18 protein-coding genes are annotated in these 17,393 nt (G+C 65.8%); all 18 read left to right on the top strand.

The genetic code is table 11. From position 1 onward, the window contains the following. The first annotated feature begins 20 nt into the window (after window positions 1-20). The gene (locus FZ983_RS32855) at window positions 21-1,802 is read left to right on the top strand and encodes an acyl-CoA dehydrogenase (RefSeq protein WP_016452523.1); all 1,782 of its coding nucleotides are present in this window, start codon (window positions 21-23) and stop codon (window positions 1,800-1,802) included. Window positions 1,803-1,826: 24 nt separating this feature from the next. Further along, window positions 1,827-2,576 carry an electron transfer flavoprotein subunit beta/FixA family protein gene (locus tag FZ983_RS32860; RefSeq protein WP_035884627.1) on the top strand — a complete coding sequence of 250 codons (750 nt, stop codon included), beginning with the start codon at window positions 1,827-1,829 and terminating at the stop codon, window positions 2,574-2,576. Window position 2,577: 1 nt separating this feature from the next. Then, window positions 2,578-3,522 carry an FAD-binding protein gene (locus FZ983_RS32865; RefSeq protein ID WP_026382503.1) on the top strand — a complete coding sequence of 315 codons (945 nt, stop codon included), beginning with the start codon at window positions 2,578-2,580 and terminating at the stop codon, window positions 3,520-3,522. A 17-nt stretch (window positions 3,523-3,539) separates the two neighbouring features. Further along, complete coding sequence (locus tag FZ983_RS32870; RefSeq protein ID WP_016452520.1) at window positions 3,540-4,454, top strand: LysR family transcriptional regulator; 915 nt, start codon at window positions 3,540-3,542, stop codon at window positions 4,452-4,454. A 25-nt stretch (window positions 4,455-4,479) separates the two neighbouring features. Next, complete coding sequence (locus FZ983_RS32875) at window positions 4,480-4,707, top strand: EexN family lipoprotein (protein WP_016452519.1); 228 nt, start codon at window positions 4,480-4,482, stop codon at window positions 4,705-4,707. A 217-nt stretch (window positions 4,708-4,924) separates the two neighbouring features. Next, complete coding sequence (locus FZ983_RS32880; protein WP_035884626.1) at window positions 4,925-6,922, top strand: conjugal transfer protein TraG; 1,998 nt, start codon at window positions 4,925-4,927, stop codon at window positions 6,920-6,922. Then, window positions 6,919-7,365 (top strand): CopG family transcriptional regulator, encoded by a 447-nt coding sequence (locus FZ983_RS32885; protein ID WP_017407929.1) that lies wholly within the window; start codon window positions 6,919-6,921, stop codon window positions 7,363-7,365. Before FZ983_RS32880 ends, FZ983_RS32885 begins: the two co-directional genes overlap by 4 nt. Beyond that, on the top strand, window positions 7,362-8,378 hold the full coding sequence (gene trbB / locus FZ983_RS32890; protein ID WP_086919669.1) for a P-type conjugative transfer ATPase TrbB: 1,017 nt from the start codon (window positions 7,362-7,364) through the stop codon (window positions 8,376-8,378). The genes FZ983_RS32885 and trbB overlap by 4 nt, the downstream gene beginning before the upstream one ends. A gap of 18 nt (window positions 8,379-8,396) precedes the next feature. Next, the gene (locus FZ983_RS32895; RefSeq protein WP_035884625.1) at window positions 8,397-8,780 is read left to right on the top strand and encodes a TrbC/VirB2 family protein; all 384 of its coding nucleotides are present in this window, start codon (window positions 8,397-8,399) and stop codon (window positions 8,778-8,780) included. Beyond that, window positions 8,777-9,049 (top strand): VirB3 family type IV secretion system protein, encoded by a 273-nt coding sequence (locus FZ983_RS32900; protein WP_017407881.1) that lies wholly within the window; start codon window positions 8,777-8,779, stop codon window positions 9,047-9,049. Before FZ983_RS32895 ends, FZ983_RS32900 begins: the two co-directional genes overlap by 4 nt. Window positions 9,050-9,058: 9 nt before the next feature. Next, complete coding sequence (gene trbE / locus FZ983_RS32905) at window positions 9,059-11,497, top strand: conjugal transfer protein TrbE (protein ID WP_035884624.1); 2,439 nt, start codon at window positions 9,059-9,061, stop codon at window positions 11,495-11,497. Beyond that, window positions 11,494-12,222, top strand: coding sequence for a P-type conjugative transfer protein TrbJ (trbJ, locus tag FZ983_RS32910; protein ID WP_035884623.1), 729 nt, complete (start codon window positions 11,494-11,496; stop codon window positions 12,220-12,222). The genes trbE and trbJ overlap by 4 nt, the downstream gene beginning before the upstream one ends. An 11-nt stretch (window positions 12,223-12,233) precedes the next feature. Next, entirely contained in the window at window positions 12,234-12,557 is a 324-nt protein-coding gene (locus FZ983_RS32915; RefSeq protein ID WP_017407589.1) for an EexN family lipoprotein, read from the top strand. Further along, window positions 12,554-13,897, top strand: coding sequence for a P-type conjugative transfer protein TrbL (trbL, locus tag FZ983_RS32920; protein WP_035884622.1), 1,344 nt, complete (start codon window positions 12,554-12,556; stop codon window positions 13,895-13,897). The genes FZ983_RS32915 and trbL overlap by 4 nt, the downstream gene beginning before the upstream one ends. An 18-nt stretch (window positions 13,898-13,915) precedes the next feature. Continuing rightward, complete coding sequence (gene trbF / locus FZ983_RS32925; protein ID WP_035884621.1) at window positions 13,916-14,620, top strand: conjugal transfer protein TrbF; 705 nt, start codon at window positions 13,916-13,918, stop codon at window positions 14,618-14,620. Continuing rightward, entirely contained in the window at window positions 14,617-15,609 is a 993-nt protein-coding gene (trbG, locus tag FZ983_RS32930; protein ID WP_035884620.1) for a P-type conjugative transfer protein TrbG, read from the top strand. The genes trbF and trbG overlap by 4 nt, the downstream gene beginning before the upstream one ends. Window positions 15,610-15,611: 2 nt before the next feature. Beyond that, the gene (locus FZ983_RS32935) at window positions 15,612-16,874 is read left to right on the top strand and encodes a TrbI/VirB10 family protein (RefSeq protein WP_017407700.1); all 1,263 of its coding nucleotides are present in this window, start codon (window positions 15,612-15,614) and stop codon (window positions 16,872-16,874) included. After that, on the top strand, window positions 16,871-17,104 hold the full coding sequence (locus tag FZ983_RS32940; protein WP_017407699.1) for a DUF2274 domain-containing protein: 234 nt from the start codon (window positions 16,871-16,873) through the stop codon (window positions 17,102-17,104). The genes FZ983_RS32935 and FZ983_RS32940 overlap by 4 nt, the downstream gene beginning before the upstream one ends. The last annotated feature ends 289 nt before the right edge of the window (window positions 17,105-17,393 follow it).

Raw genomic sequence — 17,393 nt, forward strand, 5'->3', positions numbered from 1 at the left:
CCCACAAAGAGGAGTAAGCAATGTCTACCTACGCCGCGCCCTTGCGCGACATGCTGTTCACGATGAAGGAAGTCGGAGGCCTGGATGCGATCTGTGCCCAGCCGGGCCATGAAGAAACCACGCCCGACCTGGTCGAGGCCATCCTGCAGGAGGCTGCCCACTACGCCACCGGCGTGCTTGATCCGCTGAACCGCACCGGCGACGTGCAGGGCGCGCGCTGGCACGACGGCCAGGTCACGCCAGCCGATGGCTTTCGCGAAGCCTGGGCCAGCTTCTGCGAGAACGGCTGGAACGGCATGCCCGCTGCCACCGAATGGGGCGGCCAGGGCCTGCCCACGCTGGTGTCCACAGCCGTGCTGGAGATGTGGAAGTCGTCCAACCTCGCGTTCAGCCTGTGCCAGATGCTCACGCTGGGCGCGGTGGAAGCCATTGCGCACCATGGCAGCGACGCACTCAAGCGCCGCTTCCTGGAGCCCATGGTCGCGGGCCGCTGGACCGGCACCATGAACCTCACCGAGCCCCAAGCAGGCTCCGACTTGGCCGCGCTGCGCAGTCGCGCCGTGCCCGAAGGCGACCATTACCGCGTCAGCGGAAACAAGATCTTCATCACCTGGGGCGAGCACGACATGGCCGAGAACATCGTCCACCTCGTGCTGGCGCGCCTGCCCGATGCACCGCCCGGCGTGAAAGGCATCTCGCTGTTCCTGTGCCCGAAGTACCTGGTCAACGACGACGGCTCCCTGGGCGAACGCAACGACCTGGCCTGCACCTCCATCGAGCACAAGATGGGCATCCACGGCAGCCCCACGGCGTCGATGAGCTTTGGCGACTGCGGGGGCGCGATCGGCTACCTGGTCGGCGAGCCGAACCAGGGGCTGGCCTGCATGTTCACGATGATGAACCATGCGCGGCTGAACGTCGGCCTTGAAGGCGTGGGCATCGCCGAGCGCGCCTACCAGCGCGCACGCGCCTACGCGCTGGAGCGGGTGCAGGGCAAGCCACTGCTCAGCGGCAGCACCACCATCGCCGGCCACCCGGACGTGCGGCGCATGCTGATGGACATGAAGGCCCGCACCGAGGCCATGCGCGCATTGGCCTATTTCTGCGCCGGCCAGATGGACCGCGCCGCAGGCCACGCCGACGCGCAAGAGCGCGAGCAGGCGCTGGCCCTGGTCGGCCTGCTGATCCCGGTGGTCAAGGGCTGGTGCACCGACAGCGCACAGGGCATCACGTCCGATGGTGTGCAGGTGCATGGCGGCATGGGTTACGTCGAGGAAACCGGCGCCTCACAGCACTTGCGCGACGCGCGCATCACGACCATCTACGAAGGCACGACGGGCATCCAGGCCAACGACCTGATTGGCCGCAAGCTGGCGCGCGAGGGCGGGCGCACGCTGAAGGCACTGCTGGGCCGCATCGACGGCGATGCGCGCCGGTTGGCCGAGATGCCCGATGCCGCGCTGGCGCAGATCGGCGGCGTGTTAGCGGCTTCGGCGCGTGCGCTGGGGGACGCGGCCGACTGGCTGCTGGCCCACGACGACCAACCCGCGCAGTGCGCGGCGGGCGCCGTGCCCTTCTTGCGGCTGGCGGGCACGGTGATCGGCGGCTGGCTGTCGGCGCGCATGGCCGAAGCCGCCACTGCGCAACTCGCGGCGAGATCTGGCGATGCGGGCTTTCTCGGCGCCAAGCGTGCCACGGCCAGCCACTACGCAGCGCATGTCCTAGTGCAGGCGCCGATGTTGCGCGACATCGTCACGGGCGGCGCCGCCAGCACGCTGGCCCTGGCGGATGATCAACTCTGAATGATCCTGAAAGGAAACCCTCCCATGAAAATCCTGGTTCCCGTCAAGCGGGTGGTTGACTACAACGTCAAGGTCCGCGTCCAGAGCGATGGCAGCGGCGTGGACATCGCCAATGTCAAAATGAGCATGAACCCCTTCGACGAGATTGCCGTCGAAGAGGCTGTGCGGCTCAAGGAGAAAGGCGCGGCAACGGAGATCGTCGCCGTCTCGTGCGGCGTGTCCCAATGCCAGGAGACGCTGCGCACCGCCATGGCCATCGGTGCCGACCGCGGCATCCTGGTCGAGACCAATGAAGAACTGCAGCCGCTGGCCGTGGCTAAGCTGCTCAAGGCCCTGATCGACAATGAACAGCCCGGCCTCGTGATCCTGGGCAAGCAGGCCATCGACGACGACTGCAACCAGACCGGCCAGATGCTGGCGGCGCTGGCCGACCTGCCGCAAGCCACCTTCGCCTCCAAGGTCGAGATCGCCGGCGACAAGGCAGCCGTGACCCGCGAAGTGGACGGCGGCCTGGAAACCCTCAGCCTTACGCTGCCCGCCGTCATCACCGCCGACCTGCGCCTGAACGAGCCGCGCTACGTCACGCTGCCCAACATCATGAAGGCCAAGAAAAAGCCGCTGGACACCGTCAAGCCCGAAGACCTCGGCGTGGACGTGGCCCCGCGCCTGAAGACCTTGAAGGTCAGCGAACCCGCCAAGCGCGGCGCCGGCGTGAAGGTGGCCGACGTGGCCGCCCTGGTCGAGAAACTCAAGAACGAAGCGAAGGTGATCTGACATGACCGTACTCGTAATCGCTGAACACGACAACGCGACCATCAAGGGCGCGACGCTCAACACCGTGACGGCCGCCGCAGCCTGCGGCGGCGACGTGCACGTGCTGGTGGCCGGCCACAACGCCGGCGCTGCCGCACAGCAAGCCAGCCAGATCGCCGGCGTTGCCAAGGTCATCCACGCCGACGGCGCCAGCCTGGCCCACGGCCTCGCCGAGAACGTGGCCGCCCAGGTGCTGGCACTCCATGGCAGTGGTGCCGGCAACTACAGCCACATCCTGTTCCCCGCCACCGCCAGCGGCAAGAACGTGGCCCCGCGCGTGGCTGCCAAGCTCGACGTCGCCCAGATCAGCGACATCACCAAGGTCATCTCCGCCGATACCTTCGAGCGCCCCATCTACGCCGGCAACGCCATCGCCACCGTGCAGTCTGCTGATGCCGTGAAGGTCATCACCGTGCGCACCACCGGCTTTGACGCCGCCGCCGCCACGGGTGGCAGCGCCGCTGTCGAAACCGCTGCTGCGGCCGCCGACGCTGGCAAGAGCAGCTACGTGGGCAGCGAGATCGCCAAGAGCGACCGCCCCGAACTCACCGCCGCCAAGATCATCGTGTCTGGTGGCCGTGCGCTGGGCAGCAAGGAAAAGTTCGACGAAGTCATCACCCCCCTGGCCGACAAGCTGGGCGCTGCCATCGGCGCCAGCCGTGCTGCCGTGGATGCGGGCTACGCCCCCAACGACCTGCAAGTGGGCCAGACGGGCAAGATCGTCGCGCCGCAGTTGTACATTGCCGCCGGCATCTCGGGCGCCATCCAGCACCTGGCCGGCATGAAGGACTCCAAGGTGATCGTGGCGATCAACAAGGACCCCGAGGCCCCGATCTTCAGCGTGGCCGACTACGGGCTGGAGGCGGACCTTTTCGCAGTTGTGCCGGAATTCGTCAAGGCCTTTTAAATTGGATGAGATACACCATGGAGCTTCGGCATTTACGTTGCTTTATAGCGGTGGCCGAAGAACTTCACTTCGGCCGCGCAGCGGAAAAGCTGCACATCGATCAGTCCCCTTTGTCGCGCACCATCAAGGAGATAGAGGAAGAGCTCGGGGCGCAACTGTTCACGCGAACCACGCGAAGCACCCGCCTGACCTTTGCCGGAATGGCATTCCTGGAGCGGGTGCCGCGAATCTTCGAAGCTCTGAAACAGGCGTGTGACGGCGTCAAGTCCGCCGCCAGTGGGTTTCAGCGACAGTTGCGCATCGCTTTGTCCGATGGCATCACGCCCTCGCGAATGCCGACGCTGCTGGCACAGTGCCGAGCGGAAGATCCAGAGATTGATGTTCGGCTATTTGAGGTGCCGTTGGATCAACAGATCAAGGGTCTGCACGATGACCTGTATGACGTCGGCTTTTCGATGGCCGAAGAGGTGGGCGACGGCATTGTGGTCAGGCCTGCATGGGAAGACGAACTGATGGTGGCGGTCCCAGCTCGCCATCCTGTTCTGGCCCACAAGCACGTGCCGTTGGAAGAAGTGTTGCGCTATCCGCTGGCGCTATGCGATCCGGCGATATGCGAAGGCCATGCACGCCAAGTTGATCGCGTTTTGCAGCGCTACGAGCAACAGCCACTGATCGCCCAGCGCGTGGCGTCCTATGAGGTGATGATGACCTTGGTCTCAGCCGGATTGGCGCTCGGTTTGGCGGGCGCCGCGCACATTGCATCCGGCCGTGGGCCAGGTGTTGTGGCCCGGCGCTTGGCGGGCAAGCCGCAGATGCTGGCCACGTATCTGCTGCACCGTGACGTGGAGCCCTCCGAAATGCTGGCCCGGTTCATCGAACGAGTGGCCTCCATTGATTCGGCGGATGGCTCCAGCGCCGCCGAGGACTCCTGATCCACCTGCTGAAAGGACCCAAGCCATGACCCGATTCCTGCCGCTGCTGATGGTTGCCGCACTGACGGGCTGTGGACCATCCCAACCGACGGAAACCGTGGACTTCCTCGTTGCCCATCCCGAGCGCCTCAAAGAAGTCCAGCGCCTGTGCAAGGAAGACCGCGCGAAGGCAGGAGAAGAACTCTGCCGCCGTGCGGCCGAAGCCGCCAACCGGCGTTTCTTCGGCGATCGGCCGGAACAGCAATCCAAATAGCGCCCCGCGCCGTCGCCTGGCCGCGACAGAGTTCTTGCTGTTACCTCATCACGCCGCAGCGCGCTCGCGCATGCGGCATTTTTATTGCCTTCGCCACAGCAAGAAGTCTGGCCATTTTGGCCTGAATCCCCGCTATAACGGTCTTTGACCGACCTGCACGCTCGCCTTGATCCTCGGCACTACGGCATGTCCCTGTGCCGTAGCGGGAGGTTGGCCAATGCAAGGAACGAACGTGCTGTTCGGTCAGATTGCCGTTGTCTTCGGCATCGTGATCGCTGGCGTATGGAGCGCCACGCAATGGACAGCAGCGGCGCTGGGCTACCAGCTACGCCTGGGTTCGCCCTGGTTCGATTTCCTCGGCACGCCGGTCTATCACCCCTGGCGCCTGTTCGAGTGGTGGTTCTTCTTCGACGCCTACGCGCCGCATGTATTCGACGTGGGCGGTGCCATTGCCGCAGGCAGCGGCCTGATCGCGGTGGTGGTTGCCATCGGCATGTCGATCTGGCGCTCGCGCCAGTCCAAGCTGGTCACGACCTACGGCACGGCGCGCTGGGCCAACGCGGAGGACATTCACAAGGCGGGCCTTGACCAGCCTGCAGGCGTGTTCCTCGGCCTGCATCGGCAGCAGTACCTGCGGCACGAGGGCCCGGAACATGTCCTGACCTTCGCGCCCACGCGCTCAGGCAAGGGCGTGGGCCTGGTGGTGCCAACGCTTCTTTCTTGGCCAGCGTCTGCCGTCATCCACGACATCAAGGGCGAGAACTGGAGCATCACCGCAGGTTGGCGTTCGCGCTTCTCGCATTGCCTGCTGTTCAATCCGACGGACAGCAAGTCGGCGGCCTACAACCCGCTGCTGGAAGTCCGGCGCGGCGCGCATGAGGTGCGCGACGTGCAGAACATCGCGGACATCCTGGTCGATCCCGATGGCGCGCTGGAGAAGCGCAACCACTGGGAGAAGACTTCGCACGCATTGCTGGTCGGGGCCATTCTGCATGTGCTCTACGCGGGCGAAGACAAGACGCTGCGCGGTGTCGCCAACTTCCTCAGCGACCCGGCTTGTCCCTTTGAGCTGACGCTGCATCGGATGATGACCACATCGCATCTCGGCGATGGCCCGCATCCGGTCGTTTCCTCGGCGGCGCGCGAAGTGCTCAACAAATCGGACAACGAACGCTCGGGCGTGTTGTCCACGGCCATGTCGTTCCTCGGCCTCTACCGCGACCCGACGGTGGCCGAAGTCACCTCGCGCTGCGACTGGCGCATTGCCGACCTGATCGCGGCCGAGCATCCGGGGTCGCTGTACCTGGTGGTGCCGCCTTCGGACATTTCGCGGACGAAGCCGCTGATCCGCCTGATCCTCAACCAGATCGGCCGGCGCCTCACCGAATCACTCGATGGCAGCGACGGCATCGAGCGTCGTCACAAGCTGCTGCTGATGCTCGATGAGTTTCCGGCACTCGGACGCCTCGACTTCTTCGAGACGGCGTTGGCCTTCATGGCTGGCTATGGCATCCGCAGCTTCCTCATCGCGCAGTCGCTCAACCAGATCGACAAAGCCTACGGCCAGAACCATTCGATCCTGGACAACTGCCATGTGCGCGTGACGTTCGCCACCAACGATGAGCGCACCGCCAAACGGATCTCCGAGACGCTCGGCACTGCGACCGAGCTGCGCGCGCAGCGCAACTACGCGGGCCACCGGCTCGCGCCGTGGCTCGGGCACTTGATGGTGTCGCGCCAGGAAACCGCGCGCCCGCTGTTGACGCCGGGCGAAGTCATGCAGCTTCCGCCCGACGAAGCAGTGGTGATGGTGTCCAGCGTGGCGCCGATCAAGGCCAAGAAGCTGCGCTACTACGCGGACAGCAATTTCAAGCGGCGCGTGTTGCCGCCGCCCGCGCTGGCGAGCGAGCGATACGCCGACGCGCCGCCATCGCGTCCCGACGACTGGAGCGGACTGGCGATTCCCGCCGCACCGGCCGCGGCGTCCGCTGATGGCCTGGAGAACTTGGGTTCGACCGACGACGGTGGTCCGCGCCGTCAGCCCGAGCTTTCCGAAACCGTCGCCTACGACCCCGAGCAGGCCGCACCCGTGGCCGACCTTGGCCTGCTCGATGACGACGACATGCCGCTTCCCCTCCCGCGCCGGTTCGATCCGGCCCTGCAACGCACGGCCCGGCTGGCTTCCCTCGACCCTGACGACGGAATCGACCTATGACCCAGCACCGCCTCAATGTGTTCATTCAGCCGGAGCACAGCAAACGGCTCGACGAACTGGCCGCCACCAAAGGCGTATCGAAGTCCAGCATCGTCGCGGCGGCACTCGCATCGTGGCTGTCGCCCGATGCCGCCGACCAGCGGGAGGCGGCCATTGCCAAACGGTTGGATCGGCTGTCGCGCCACGCCGAGCGCATGGAGCGCGACCAGAACATTCAGATCGAGACGCTGGCGCTGTTCATCCGCTACTTCCTCACGGTCAGCACACCCGTGCCCGAAGCACATCAGGACGCCGCTCGCGCCCAGGGCAAGGCCCGCTTCGAGCAGTTCGTGGAGCAGTTGGGCCGCCACCTGCTGCGTGGGCGCAGTCTGGTGCGCGACGTGGTGGAGGAACTGCATCCCGACCCTTCGCGCATGGGTGAAGTGCAGGAGCGTACGTCATGAGTACCACGCCTTCTTCCTTCACCGCCGTTTCGCTAGATCGCCGCATCCAGATGTTGCGCACAGCGATGGGGCCGCTGATCGCCGCTGCGCTCGAAGACCCGGACGTGGTGGAAATCATGCTCAACCCCGACCGGACGCTCTGGGTGGATCGGCTTTCCACGGGCCGCGCGCCGATGGGCGTGGAGCTGTCCGAAGCGGACGGTGAACGCATTATTCGGCTCGTGGCGGCCCATGTCGGTGCCGAGGTGCATCGGGGCCAGCCGCTGTTGACGGCGGAGCTGCCCGAGACGGGCGAACGCTTCGAGGGCATCTTGCCGCCGGCCGCGCCGGGGCCTGCCTTCGCACTGCGCAAGCGCGCCTTTGGCGTGATCCCGCTGTCGCGCTACATCGAGGATGGAATGATGACCGCCGCGCAGGCGGGCTTGCTGGTGCGTGCAGTGCGCGAGCGCAAGAACATTCTGATCGCAGGTGGCACTAGCACCGGCAAGACCACGCTCGCCAATGCCTTGCTTTCCGAGATCGCCGCCACCGGCGACCGCGTGCTGGTGCTCGAAGACACGGTGGAGCTGCAATGCGCGGCCCGCGACCACGTGCCGCTGCGCACACGCGCGGGCGTGGTGTCCATGACCGAGCTGGTGCGCTCGTCCATGCGCCTTCGGCCGGATCGCGTGATCGTCGGCGAAGTGCGCGGCGCCGAGGCGCTGGATCTCATCAAGGTGTGGGGCACCGGCCATCCGGGCGGCATCGCCACGATCCACGCCGGCTCCGCGCTGGGCGCACTGCTGCGCCTGGAGCAACTGATTCTCGAAGTGGCGGTGAACCCGCCCCGTGCGCTGATCGCGGAAGCGGTCAACGTGGTCATCCACATCGCCGGGCGCGGACGCAAGCGCCGCATCGAGAGCATCGCTCGCGTCGTCGGCTTCGATGGCGTTGGGTATCACCTGGCGGACGCGCTGGAGGCTCCATTCCCGGAGTTGCTGCCGCAGTCCGACTTTTCCCCCCCTGTCCCCTGACCACTCTGGAGAACTGCCATGACGCAGATGATCGTTCCTGCTTTCCGTTTTTCCGCGTATCCGCTTCCTCGGCCACCGCGGCTGGATAGCCTGGCTCGCCCGGCCATGCAGGGCTTGATGCTCGCGGCGCTGATGCTGCTGCTTGCGGGCGCGGCTCAGGCCGCCGGTTCGTCGATGCCGTGGGAAGGCCCGCTGCAATCCATCCTGGAGTCGATCCAGGGACCTGTGGCCCGGATCATCGCGGTCATCATCATCATTGCCACGGGCCTGGCGCTGGCCTTCGGCGATACCTCGGGCGGCTTCCGCAAGCTGATCCAGATCGTCTTTGGCCTATCGATCGCGTTCGCGGCTTCGAGCTTCTTCCTGTCGTTCTTCAGCTTCTCCGGTGGGGCCGTCGTATGAACGGCCCGCACGATGGGATGCCTGGCTTCGAGGTGCCGCTGCATCGGTCTTTGACCGAGCCGATTCTGATGGGCGGTGCCCCGCGCACCGTGGCCATCACCAACGGCACCTTGGCCGCTGCCGTGGGCCTGGGCTTGCAGATGTGGATTCCGGGCGTGGTGCTCTGGATCGTCGGCCATGCGCTGGCGGTCTGGGGCGCTCGTGTCGATCCGCAGTTCATGCAGGTCTTCGCCCGCCACATCAAGCACCGGCCGCTGCTGGACGTGTGAGGTGATGCCATGCTGAACCTTGCCGAATACCGCCAGCGGCCCGCGCTGCTGGCCGACTGGCTACCCTGGGCCGGGCTGATCGCGCCCGGAGTCGTGCTGAACAAGGATGGCTCCTTCCAGCGCACTGCGCGCTTTCGGGGGCCAGACCTCGACAGCGCGACACAGGGCGAACTGATTTCCACGTCGGCGAGGCTGAACAACGCGCTGCGCCGGCTCGGTTCGGGCTGGGCGCTGTTCATCGAGGCCGAACGGCGAGCTGCTGCCGGCTACCCACACTCGGACTTCCCGGAGCCCTTGTCCTGGCTGGTCGATGAAGAACGCCGCGCCGCATTTGAGGACTCGGGCAACCACTTCGAGAGCGGCTACCACCTGACATTGGTGTACCTGCCGCCGGAGGAAGCCCGCGCTCGTGCGGCCGGAATGCTGTACGAGAACCGTCCGACCGAGGGAGTGGACTGGCGTGAGCGCCTGACCGCCTTCGTCGCGGAGACGGATCGGATTTTCGACCTGCTCGATGGCGTGATGCCGGAGATTGCGTGGCTCGATGACAGCCAGACGCTGACCTACCTGCACTCGACCATTTCCCCACGGCGATACCGCGTGGGCGTGCCGGAAGTGCCATTCCACCTCGACGCGCTGCTGGCCGACGCGCCGCTGATCGGTGGTCTGGCGCCGATGCTGGGCGACCAGCACCTGCGCGTGGCGACGGTGCGGGGCTTCCCCACCTCGACCTGGCCGGGGATTCTGGACGACCTCAACCGCCTCAGCTTTGGCTATCGCTGGTCAACCCGGTTCCTTTGCATGGACAAAGCCGATGCGGAAAGAGAGCTTTCTCGCCTGCGCCGCCAATGGTTCGCCAAGCGCAAGAACGTCATCGCGCTATTGCGCGAAACCATCTTCCAGCAGGAATCCCCGCTGGTCGATACCGACGCTAGCAACAAATCGGCCGATGCCGATGCTGCCTTGCAGGAGCTGGGCAGCGACCAGGTGGCCTTTGGCTACCTGACGGCAACCGTCATCGTCATGGACGCGGATGCCGCCGTGGCCGACGAGAAGCTGCGCATGGTGGAGCGTGTCATCCAGGGGCGCGGCTTCGTCACCATTCCCGAAACGCTTAATGCGGTGGATGCGTGGTTGTCATCGATTCCGGGTCATGCCTACGCCAATGTCCGCCAGCCCATCGTCTCGACGCTGAACCTGGCGCATCTGGTGCCGGTGTCCGCCGTATGGGCCGGGCCAGAGAAGAACGCGCATCTCGACGGCCCGCCGCTGATCGTGACCCGCACCGAGGGCGCGACGCCGTTCCGGCTGGTCACGCACATCGGCGATGTGGGCCACACGCTGGTGGCCGGCCCCACGGGCATGGGCAAATCGGTGCTGCTCGCCACCTTGGCGATGCAGTTCCGTCGTTATCGCGGATCGCGCGTCTTCGCCTTCGACATGGGGCGCTCGATGCGCGCCACCATCCTGGGCCTGGGCGGTGAGCACTACGACCTCGGGATGGATGGCGAGATCGCCTTCCAGCCCTTGGCCCGTATCGACCGCGAGGGCTACCGCACTTGGGCGGCCGAATGGATCGAAGGCCGGCTACGGCATGAAGGCGTCGCGGTTGGCCCTGACGAGAAGGCAGCGATCTGGTCGGCGCTCGGCAGTCTCGCCGGTGCGCCCGTGGAGCAGCGCACGATGACAGGGCTTTCCGTCCTGCTGCAATCGAACGCACTGCGGCAGGCCCTCGCGCCCTATGTGCTCGGCGGCGCGCACGGCAAGCTGCTGGATGCCGACCATGACCGGCTGGGCATGGCCGACGTGCAGTGCTTCGAGATGGAGGAGCTGATGCACAGCAAGGCCGCCGTCATGGCGGTGCTGCATTACCTCTTTGCGCGCTTCGACGAACGCTTTGACGGCGCCCCCACGCTGCTGATCCTCGACGAGGCGTGGCTGTTCCTTGACGATCCGGTGTTTGCGGCGCGCATCCGCCAGTGGCTCAAGACGCTGCGCAAGAAGAACGTCAGCGTCATCTTCGCCACGCAGAGCCTCGCCGACATCAAGGATTCGAGCATCGCGCCGGCCATCATCGAGAGCTGCGCAAGCCGCATCTTCCTGCCGAACCCGCAGGCGACCGAGCCGCAGATTCGCACGATCTACGAAGGCTTCGGCCTCAACAGCCGCCAGATCGAGATTGTCGCCACCGCGCAGCCCAAGCGCGACTACTACTACCAATCGCGTCTCGGCAATCGCCTGTTTGACCTCGACCTGGGCGCCGCGACGCTGGCCTTCGCGGGTGCTTCCACGCCGCAAGACCAGCGCGACATCGACGCGGTGCTTGCCGCTGCGCATTCCGATTCCTCTCCCTTCGCAGCCGCGTGGCTGCGCCACCGTGGCCTGCATTGGGCCGCCGACCTGCTGTCCTCGTTCCTGTCCACCCACCCCCAGGAGAACCCATCATGAAAAAGCGTCTTCTCGCCGCCGCCGTCGCGGCCATGCTTTGCACCGCTACCGCCGTGCAGGCGCAATGGGTCGTGATCGACCCCACGAACCTCGTGCAGAACACGCTGACCGCGATCCGCACGCTGGAGCAGATCAACAACCAGATCAAGCAGCTCCAGAACGAGGCGCAGATGCTCATCAACCAGGCGCGCAACCTGGCCAGCCTGCCGTCCAGCGTGGTGGGCCAGTTGCGCGCCAATCTGGCGACCACCCAGCGGCTGATCGCGCAAGCCAAGGGCCTGGCCTATGACGTGACGAATCTGGATCGGGAGTTCCAGCGCCTGTATCCCGAGCAATACGCCGCCACCGTGAGCGGCGACCAGATGTACCGCGATACGCAGGAACGCTGGAAGAACACGCTCAATGGTTTGCAGACCACCATGCAGATGCAGGCCCAGGCCTCACAGAACCTGAGCGACGACGAAGGCGTGCTGGCCGACCTCGTGGGCAAGAGCCAATCGGCAGTGGGTGCCTTGCAGGCGATGCAGGCCATGAACCAGCTCTTGGCCCTGCAAGCCAAGCAGTCCATCCAGACGCAGCGCCTGAGCATCACCCAGGATCGCGCTGCGTCGCTGGAACTGGCACGGCAGGCCGCTGCTGTGGAGCGTGGCCGCGAGGTGAATCGGCGCTTCCTGGGCGAAGGCACGCCGTACACACCGCAGTCCGTCGATTTCTACGGCCGGTGACGGGTGCTGTCATGACCCGCGTGCCTGCTCTCTGCGGTTTCGTGCTCCTGCTGGCCGGCTGCGGCCAGCAGGAGGGGCCTTCGGTCGATGCGCTCTCGGCAGATCCGTCGCGGCTGCACTTGCTCAAGGAGCAATGCCGCGCGGGCCAGCTCGACGACGCGTCTTGCGCGCAGGTGGCCCAGGCCGATTTGCGCCGCTTTCTCTCCGGCAAGACCGGGCCAGATGAGTACCAGACGCTGGCCGATCTGCCGCCGATTCCGCCCAGCTTCGATGAACCCGCAGAGGACAGCAATGCGGTGGCCACGGCCTCGCCTGTGCAGGAGGACTCGCCATGAATGACATTTCGGTCATCGACCATTTTCTCGATGTCTTTTCGCGCTACATCGACTCGGGCTTCGGCCTGCTGCACGGCGAGGTCGCATTCCTCACGGCCACGCTGATCGTCATCGACATGACGCTCGCCGGGCTGTTCTGGGCGATGGGGCACGCGACCGGCCAGGGCGAGGACGTGATTGCCAAGCTGATCCGCAAGGTGCTGTACGTCGGTGCCTTCGCCTACATCATCGGCAACTTCAACATGCTGGCCGGTGTCCTGTTCCGCTCCTTCGCGGGTCTTGGCCTGACAGCCAGCGGCTCGACCTTGAGCATGGGCAACTTCTTGCAACCAGGTCGATTGGCCAAGGCCGGCATCGACACAGCGGCGCCGATCCTCGACCAGATCAGGGAGATGGCGGGCTTCCCCGAGGTGTTCATCCACATCGCGCCCATCGTCGTGCTGTTCCTCGCGTGGCTGGTGGTTATCGTTAGCTTCTTCGTGCTGGCGGTGCAGCTCTTCGTCACCCTGATCGAGTTCAAACTGACCACGCTGGCGGGCTTCGTGCTGGTGCCGTTTGCCCTCTGGAACAAGACAGCGTTTATGGCCGAGAAGGTGCTGGGCAACGTGGTGTCCTCGGGCATCAAGGTGCTGGTGCTCGCCGTCATCGTGGGTATCGGCTCGGGGCTATTCGCCGAATTCAGGATACCGCCCGGTTCCGAGCCGTCCATCGACCAGGCGCTGGTCATCATGCTGGCCTCGTTGTCCCTGCTGGCCCTGGGCATCTTTGGGCCGGGCATTGCGACAGGCTTGGTGTCCGGTGGGCCACAGCTCGGCGCGGGCGCGATGGCCGGTGCTGCCATCGGCGCAGCCGGAACCGCCGTGGCGGTCGGTGCCGCGGCTACCGGCGTCGGAAGCGCAGTGGCGGCCGGGGCACGCATGGCACCCGCCGCCGCCCGCTCGATGGCATCGACCGCCAGCAGCGCCAAGTCGGCGTACCAGGCGGGCTCCACTTCGGCCGGTGGCGGCCTGAAGGGTGCCGCCGCCGGCGTGGGCAATGTTGCCAAGACCGGCGCGCAGGCGGCCGGGCAGAAAGTCGCCGATGGGGCGCGGTCGATGAAGGAGCGCATGGCGGCGGCCTTTCGGCCCGATGACGCCGGATCGGCGTCGGGGGGCGGCGCCGCACAGGCCGCAAGCGAGGCTCCCGCCACAGCCCCATCCACCGAGCAACCCGCCTGGGCCAAGCGCCTGCACCGCAGGCAGCAACTCACCCATGCCGCGACGACCGCCGCCCACACGCTGCGCGGCGGCGACGGCGGCAGCTCCAGCCAGGGGCCAAGCCTGCGTGATTCCGATTCCTGATCTTGAAGGAGAACTTCCATGCGATTCAAAAGACCGCAGGTGCGCTATGCCAACACACCGCAGCCTGCTACCCCGTACCAATCCGCTGCCCAGGCCTGGGACGAGCGCATCGGCTCGGCCCGCGCACAGGCGAAGAACTGGCGGCTCATGGCCTTCGGCTGCCTCACTTTGGCCGTACTGATGGCCGGTGGCCTGGTCTGGCGTTCCGCGCAGTCCATCGTCACCCCCTACGTCATCGAGGTGGACAACTCGGGTCAGGTGCGCGCTGTCGGCGAAGCGGCCACGCCGTACCGGCCCAGCGATGCGCAGATTGCTTACCACCTCGGCCGCTTCATCGGTCTGGTGCGCTCGCTGTCCATCGACCCCATCGTGGTGCGGCAGAACTGGCTCGATGCCTATGACTACACGACCGACAAGGGCGCCGTGGTGCTCAACGAGTACGCCCGCGTGAACGATCCGTTCGCGCGCATTGGCAAGGAGTCGGTGACGGTGCAGGTCAGCAGCGTGACTCGCGCGAGCGATACGTCGTTCAACGTGCGCTGGACGGAGACCCGTTTCGTCAACGGTGCGCTGGACCGCACCGAACGCTGGAACGCTGTCGTGTCCATCGTGCAGCAGACGCCGCGCACCGAGCAGCGTGTGCGCAAGAACCCCCTGGGCATCTACGTCAACGGGCTGTCGTGGAGCCGCGAACTGGAAGCTAACGAAGGAGCAAAACCATGAATGATCTTTTCCGTAAATCCGTCTTGCCGATCATGCTGCTTGCCCTCGCGGGCTGCGCCACGCAGGGCAAGCCGCCGCCGTCCATTTCGCTCGACGAGCCGGTACAGGCGCAGCCGCTACCGGAGCCGCCTGCGCCGGTGGAGGTGGTGGCCATGCCGCAAGTGCTGCCGATGCCGGCTCAGATGAAGCCTGTGCCGGATGCCAAGCCCGCAGCAGAACCTGCCGATGAAACCGTGCGTGTGTCCCGCGCCAACGCCGAGGCGCGTATCGCGCCCACGCGCGAGGGGTACGTCAACGCGATTCAGGTGTGGCCTTTCACCGATGGCGCGCTGTATCAGGTCTATGCGGCCGTGGGTCGCGTGACGGTGATCGCGCTCCAGCCCGGTGAGGAACTGGTAACGGTGGCCGCCGGCGATACCGTGCGCTGGATCGTGGGCGATACATCGAGCGGCAGCGGCGATGCGCTGCGCGTCAATGTGATGGTCAAGCCGATCCGCTCGGGCCTCAAGACCAATCTGGTCATCACGACCAGCCGGCGCACGTACCTGATTGAACTGACTTCGACTGAGAAGACGTGGATGGCGTCGGTGTCCTGGGAGTATCCGAAGGACAAGATGCTGGCCTTGCAGCGCCAGGCGCAGGCGGCCAGCGCCGCCGCGCCGGTCGATGCTGGCCTGTCGCTGGAGAAGATCCGCTTTCGCTATGCGGTCAGTGGCAGCAATCCGCCGTGGAAGCCGCTGCGCGCTTTCGACGATGGCGAGAAGGTCTACATCCAGTTCCCGCCGGGCATCGCGCAGGGCGAGCTGCCGCCGCTGTTCGTGATCGGCGCGCAGGGCGATGGGCAACTGGTGAACTACCGATTCCGTGCGCCGTACTACATCGTGGATCGCCTGTTCGGTGCGGCCGAACTGCGCCTGGGCGGAGACAAGGGCGATGTGGTGCGGATCGAGCGCACCGATGGCGTTTCCGGTGGCACGCGGAGGAACTGACCATGAGCCAGGACGACACTCGCGATCTTGGCACGCCACAGGCGGGCAAGGTCGCGCCCGAGGCGGTGGCGCTGCGCGCCCAGCCGCGCCCGGTCACACGTCTGAATCGGCGCACCTTGGCCATGCTCACGGGCGGCCTGTCGGTCGCCGTGCTAGGGGCCACGATCTGGTCATTGCAGCCACATCGGCGCGGCGCAGGCGAGCAGACCGAGCTTTACAACGTGGATCGAGTCTCGAAGTCCGAGGGGCTGGATGGCCTGCCTTCGGATTACTCCAAGCTGCCGAAGGTGCCGGAGCTGGGGCCGCCGCTGCCGGGCGATCTCGGCCCTGCCATCGTGAAGGCGCAGCAGCCGGTGACACCCACGTATGCGCCACCGGGCCACGACCCGGAGGACGCTCGGCGCAAGGAAGCCGAAGCGGCAGCGGCTTCCTCGGTGTTCTTCCGTTCTGGTACGCCCGGCAAGACCGCAGCGCCAGCGAATGCGCAAGCGGCTGGCCCGGCATCGACCTTGGCGGGCTTCGACCCGCTGGCCGCTGGGCCGGCCTCGACGGCTGCCCTGCCTGCCGACCCGACCGCCGTGCAGAACCGGCAAGACCAGAAAGAGGCTTTCCTGAAAGGCGGTTCTACGGAAACCCGCAATTCCGGCAATCTGCAAATGCCGACCTCGCCGTACCAGGTGATGGCCGGGACGGTGATCGCCGGGGCGCTGGTGACAGGCATCAAGTCTGACCTGCCGGGCGACGTGATTGGCACGGTGACGGAGTCGGTCTACGACTCGGCCACCGGCAAGTTTCTGTTGATCCCTCAGGGCTCGCGCCTCATGGGCAAGTACAACAGCCAGGTGAGCTATGGGCAGAGCCGCGTGCAGTTGGTGTGGAACCGCATCATCTTGCCGGACACGTCTTCGCTGAAGCTCGACAACCTCGCGGGCACCGACCCGGCCGGCTACTCCGGCCTGGAGGATGGCGTCGATTGGCACTGGGATCGCGTCTTTGCCGGTGCGGCGCTGACGACACTGCTGGGCGTGGGCGCGGAGCTGGCCGCGCCGGAGAACCGGCAGAACGGCAACCGCATCGTGATTGCCGGGCGCGACAGCGCGCAGGACAGCATCAATCAGGTCGGCCAGGAGATGACCCGGCGCAACATGAACATTCAGCCGACCTTGACGGGGCGGCCGGGCCTGCCGGTGCGGATCATCGTCAACCGTGACCTGATGCTGCGACCGTACCAGCCGCTTTTCGTCCAGAGAGGAGCGGCGAAATGAACACCTCCAAGAAATTGCGGCTTGGGCCGCTACCCAAGACCGAGAGCACGAAGCTCACGTTTTTGTGCCCGGTCAGCCTAAAAGCTGATCTCGACCGCTATGCCGTGGCGCACTCGCAGGCGTATGGCGAGGCAGTCGATGCCACTACGTTGATTCCTCTTATGCTGGAGGCGTTCATGGCCGGCGACCGGGGATTCAGGAAGGGTGGCGGGAGCAAGGCCATACCCTGAAGTAGGGTTGACGATGTGGACGCATCCGCTACCCCTTCACGATGAAAGCGCAGTCCACTGACTGCGCTTTCGCTTTTGACGGGGCTTGCGGCAGGGCGAGACTATGATGGTGCGATCTTGCCCGCCGCGGCGCCCCCACGCTTACCGCCGCGAAGCGCCTATGCAGCACCTAGCTCGAAAAGCAGCAAGAGCACTCAGCGGCTGAAATCTAGCCTAACCTATTGCCCTGTAAGAGCTTTTTCCCCACTGCATGTCTGAATGAAGGACTTGACAGCGGACATTTTTCATG

Origin of the sequence: Azospirillum sp. B21 (assembly GCF_008364825.1) — a bacterium.
Classification (GTDB): domain Bacteria; phylum Pseudomonadota; class Alphaproteobacteria; order Azospirillales; family Azospirillaceae; genus Azospirillum.

Excerpts from the sequence above, each read along its gene's own strand:
- FZ983_RS32900 (WP_017407881.1), top strand. The coding sequence starts at position 8,777 with ATGAACGGCCCGCACGATGGGATGCCTGGCTTCGAGGTGCCGCTGCAT.
- FZ983_RS32935 (WP_017407700.1), top strand. The coding sequence starts at position 15,612 with ATGAGCCAGGACGACACTCGCGATCTTGGCACGCCACAGGCGGGCAAG.
- FZ983_RS32875 (WP_016452519.1), top strand. The coding sequence starts at position 4,480 with ATGACCCGATTCCTGCCGCTGCTGATGGTTGCCGCACTGACGGGCTGT.
- FZ983_RS32865 (WP_026382503.1), top strand. The coding sequence starts at position 2,578 with ATGACCGTACTCGTAATCGCTGAACACGACAACGCGACCATCAAGGGC.
- trbF (WP_035884621.1), top strand. The coding sequence starts at position 13,916 with ATGCGATTCAAAAGACCGCAGGTGCGCTATGCCAACACACCGCAGCCT.
- FZ983_RS32880 (WP_035884626.1), top strand. The coding sequence starts at position 4,925 with ATGCAAGGAACGAACGTGCTGTTCGGTCAGATTGCCGTTGTCTTCGGC.
- FZ983_RS32870 (WP_016452520.1), top strand. The coding sequence starts at position 3,540 with ATGGAGCTTCGGCATTTACGTTGCTTTATAGCGGTGGCCGAAGAACTT.
- trbJ (WP_035884623.1), top strand. The coding sequence starts at position 11,494 with ATGAAAAAGCGTCTTCTCGCCGCCGCCGTCGCGGCCATGCTTTGCACC.
- FZ983_RS32860 (WP_035884627.1), top strand. The coding sequence starts at position 1,827 with ATGAAAATCCTGGTTCCCGTCAAGCGGGTGGTTGACTACAACGTCAAG.
- FZ983_RS32885 (WP_017407929.1), top strand. The coding sequence starts at position 6,919 with ATGACCCAGCACCGCCTCAATGTGTTCATTCAGCCGGAGCACAGCAAA.
- trbG (WP_035884620.1), top strand. The coding sequence starts at position 14,617 with ATGAATGATCTTTTCCGTAAATCCGTCTTGCCGATCATGCTGCTTGCC.
- trbB (WP_086919669.1), top strand. The coding sequence starts at position 7,362 with ATGAGTACCACGCCTTCTTCCTTCACCGCCGTTTCGCTAGATCGCCGC.
- trbE (WP_035884624.1), top strand. The coding sequence starts at position 9,059 with ATGCTGAACCTTGCCGAATACCGCCAGCGGCCCGCGCTGCTGGCCGAC.
- FZ983_RS32940 (WP_017407699.1), top strand. The coding sequence starts at position 16,871 with ATGAACACCTCCAAGAAATTGCGGCTTGGGCCGCTACCCAAGACCGAG.
- FZ983_RS32895 (WP_035884625.1), top strand. The coding sequence starts at position 8,397 with ATGACGCAGATGATCGTTCCTGCTTTCCGTTTTTCCGCGTATCCGCTT.
- trbL (WP_035884622.1), top strand. The coding sequence starts at position 12,554 with ATGAATGACATTTCGGTCATCGACCATTTTCTCGATGTCTTTTCGCGC.
- FZ983_RS32915 (WP_017407589.1), top strand. The coding sequence starts at position 12,234 with ATGACCCGCGTGCCTGCTCTCTGCGGTTTCGTGCTCCTGCTGGCCGGC.
- FZ983_RS32855 (WP_016452523.1), top strand. The coding sequence starts at position 21 with ATGTCTACCTACGCCGCGCCCTTGCGCGACATGCTGTTCACGATGAAG.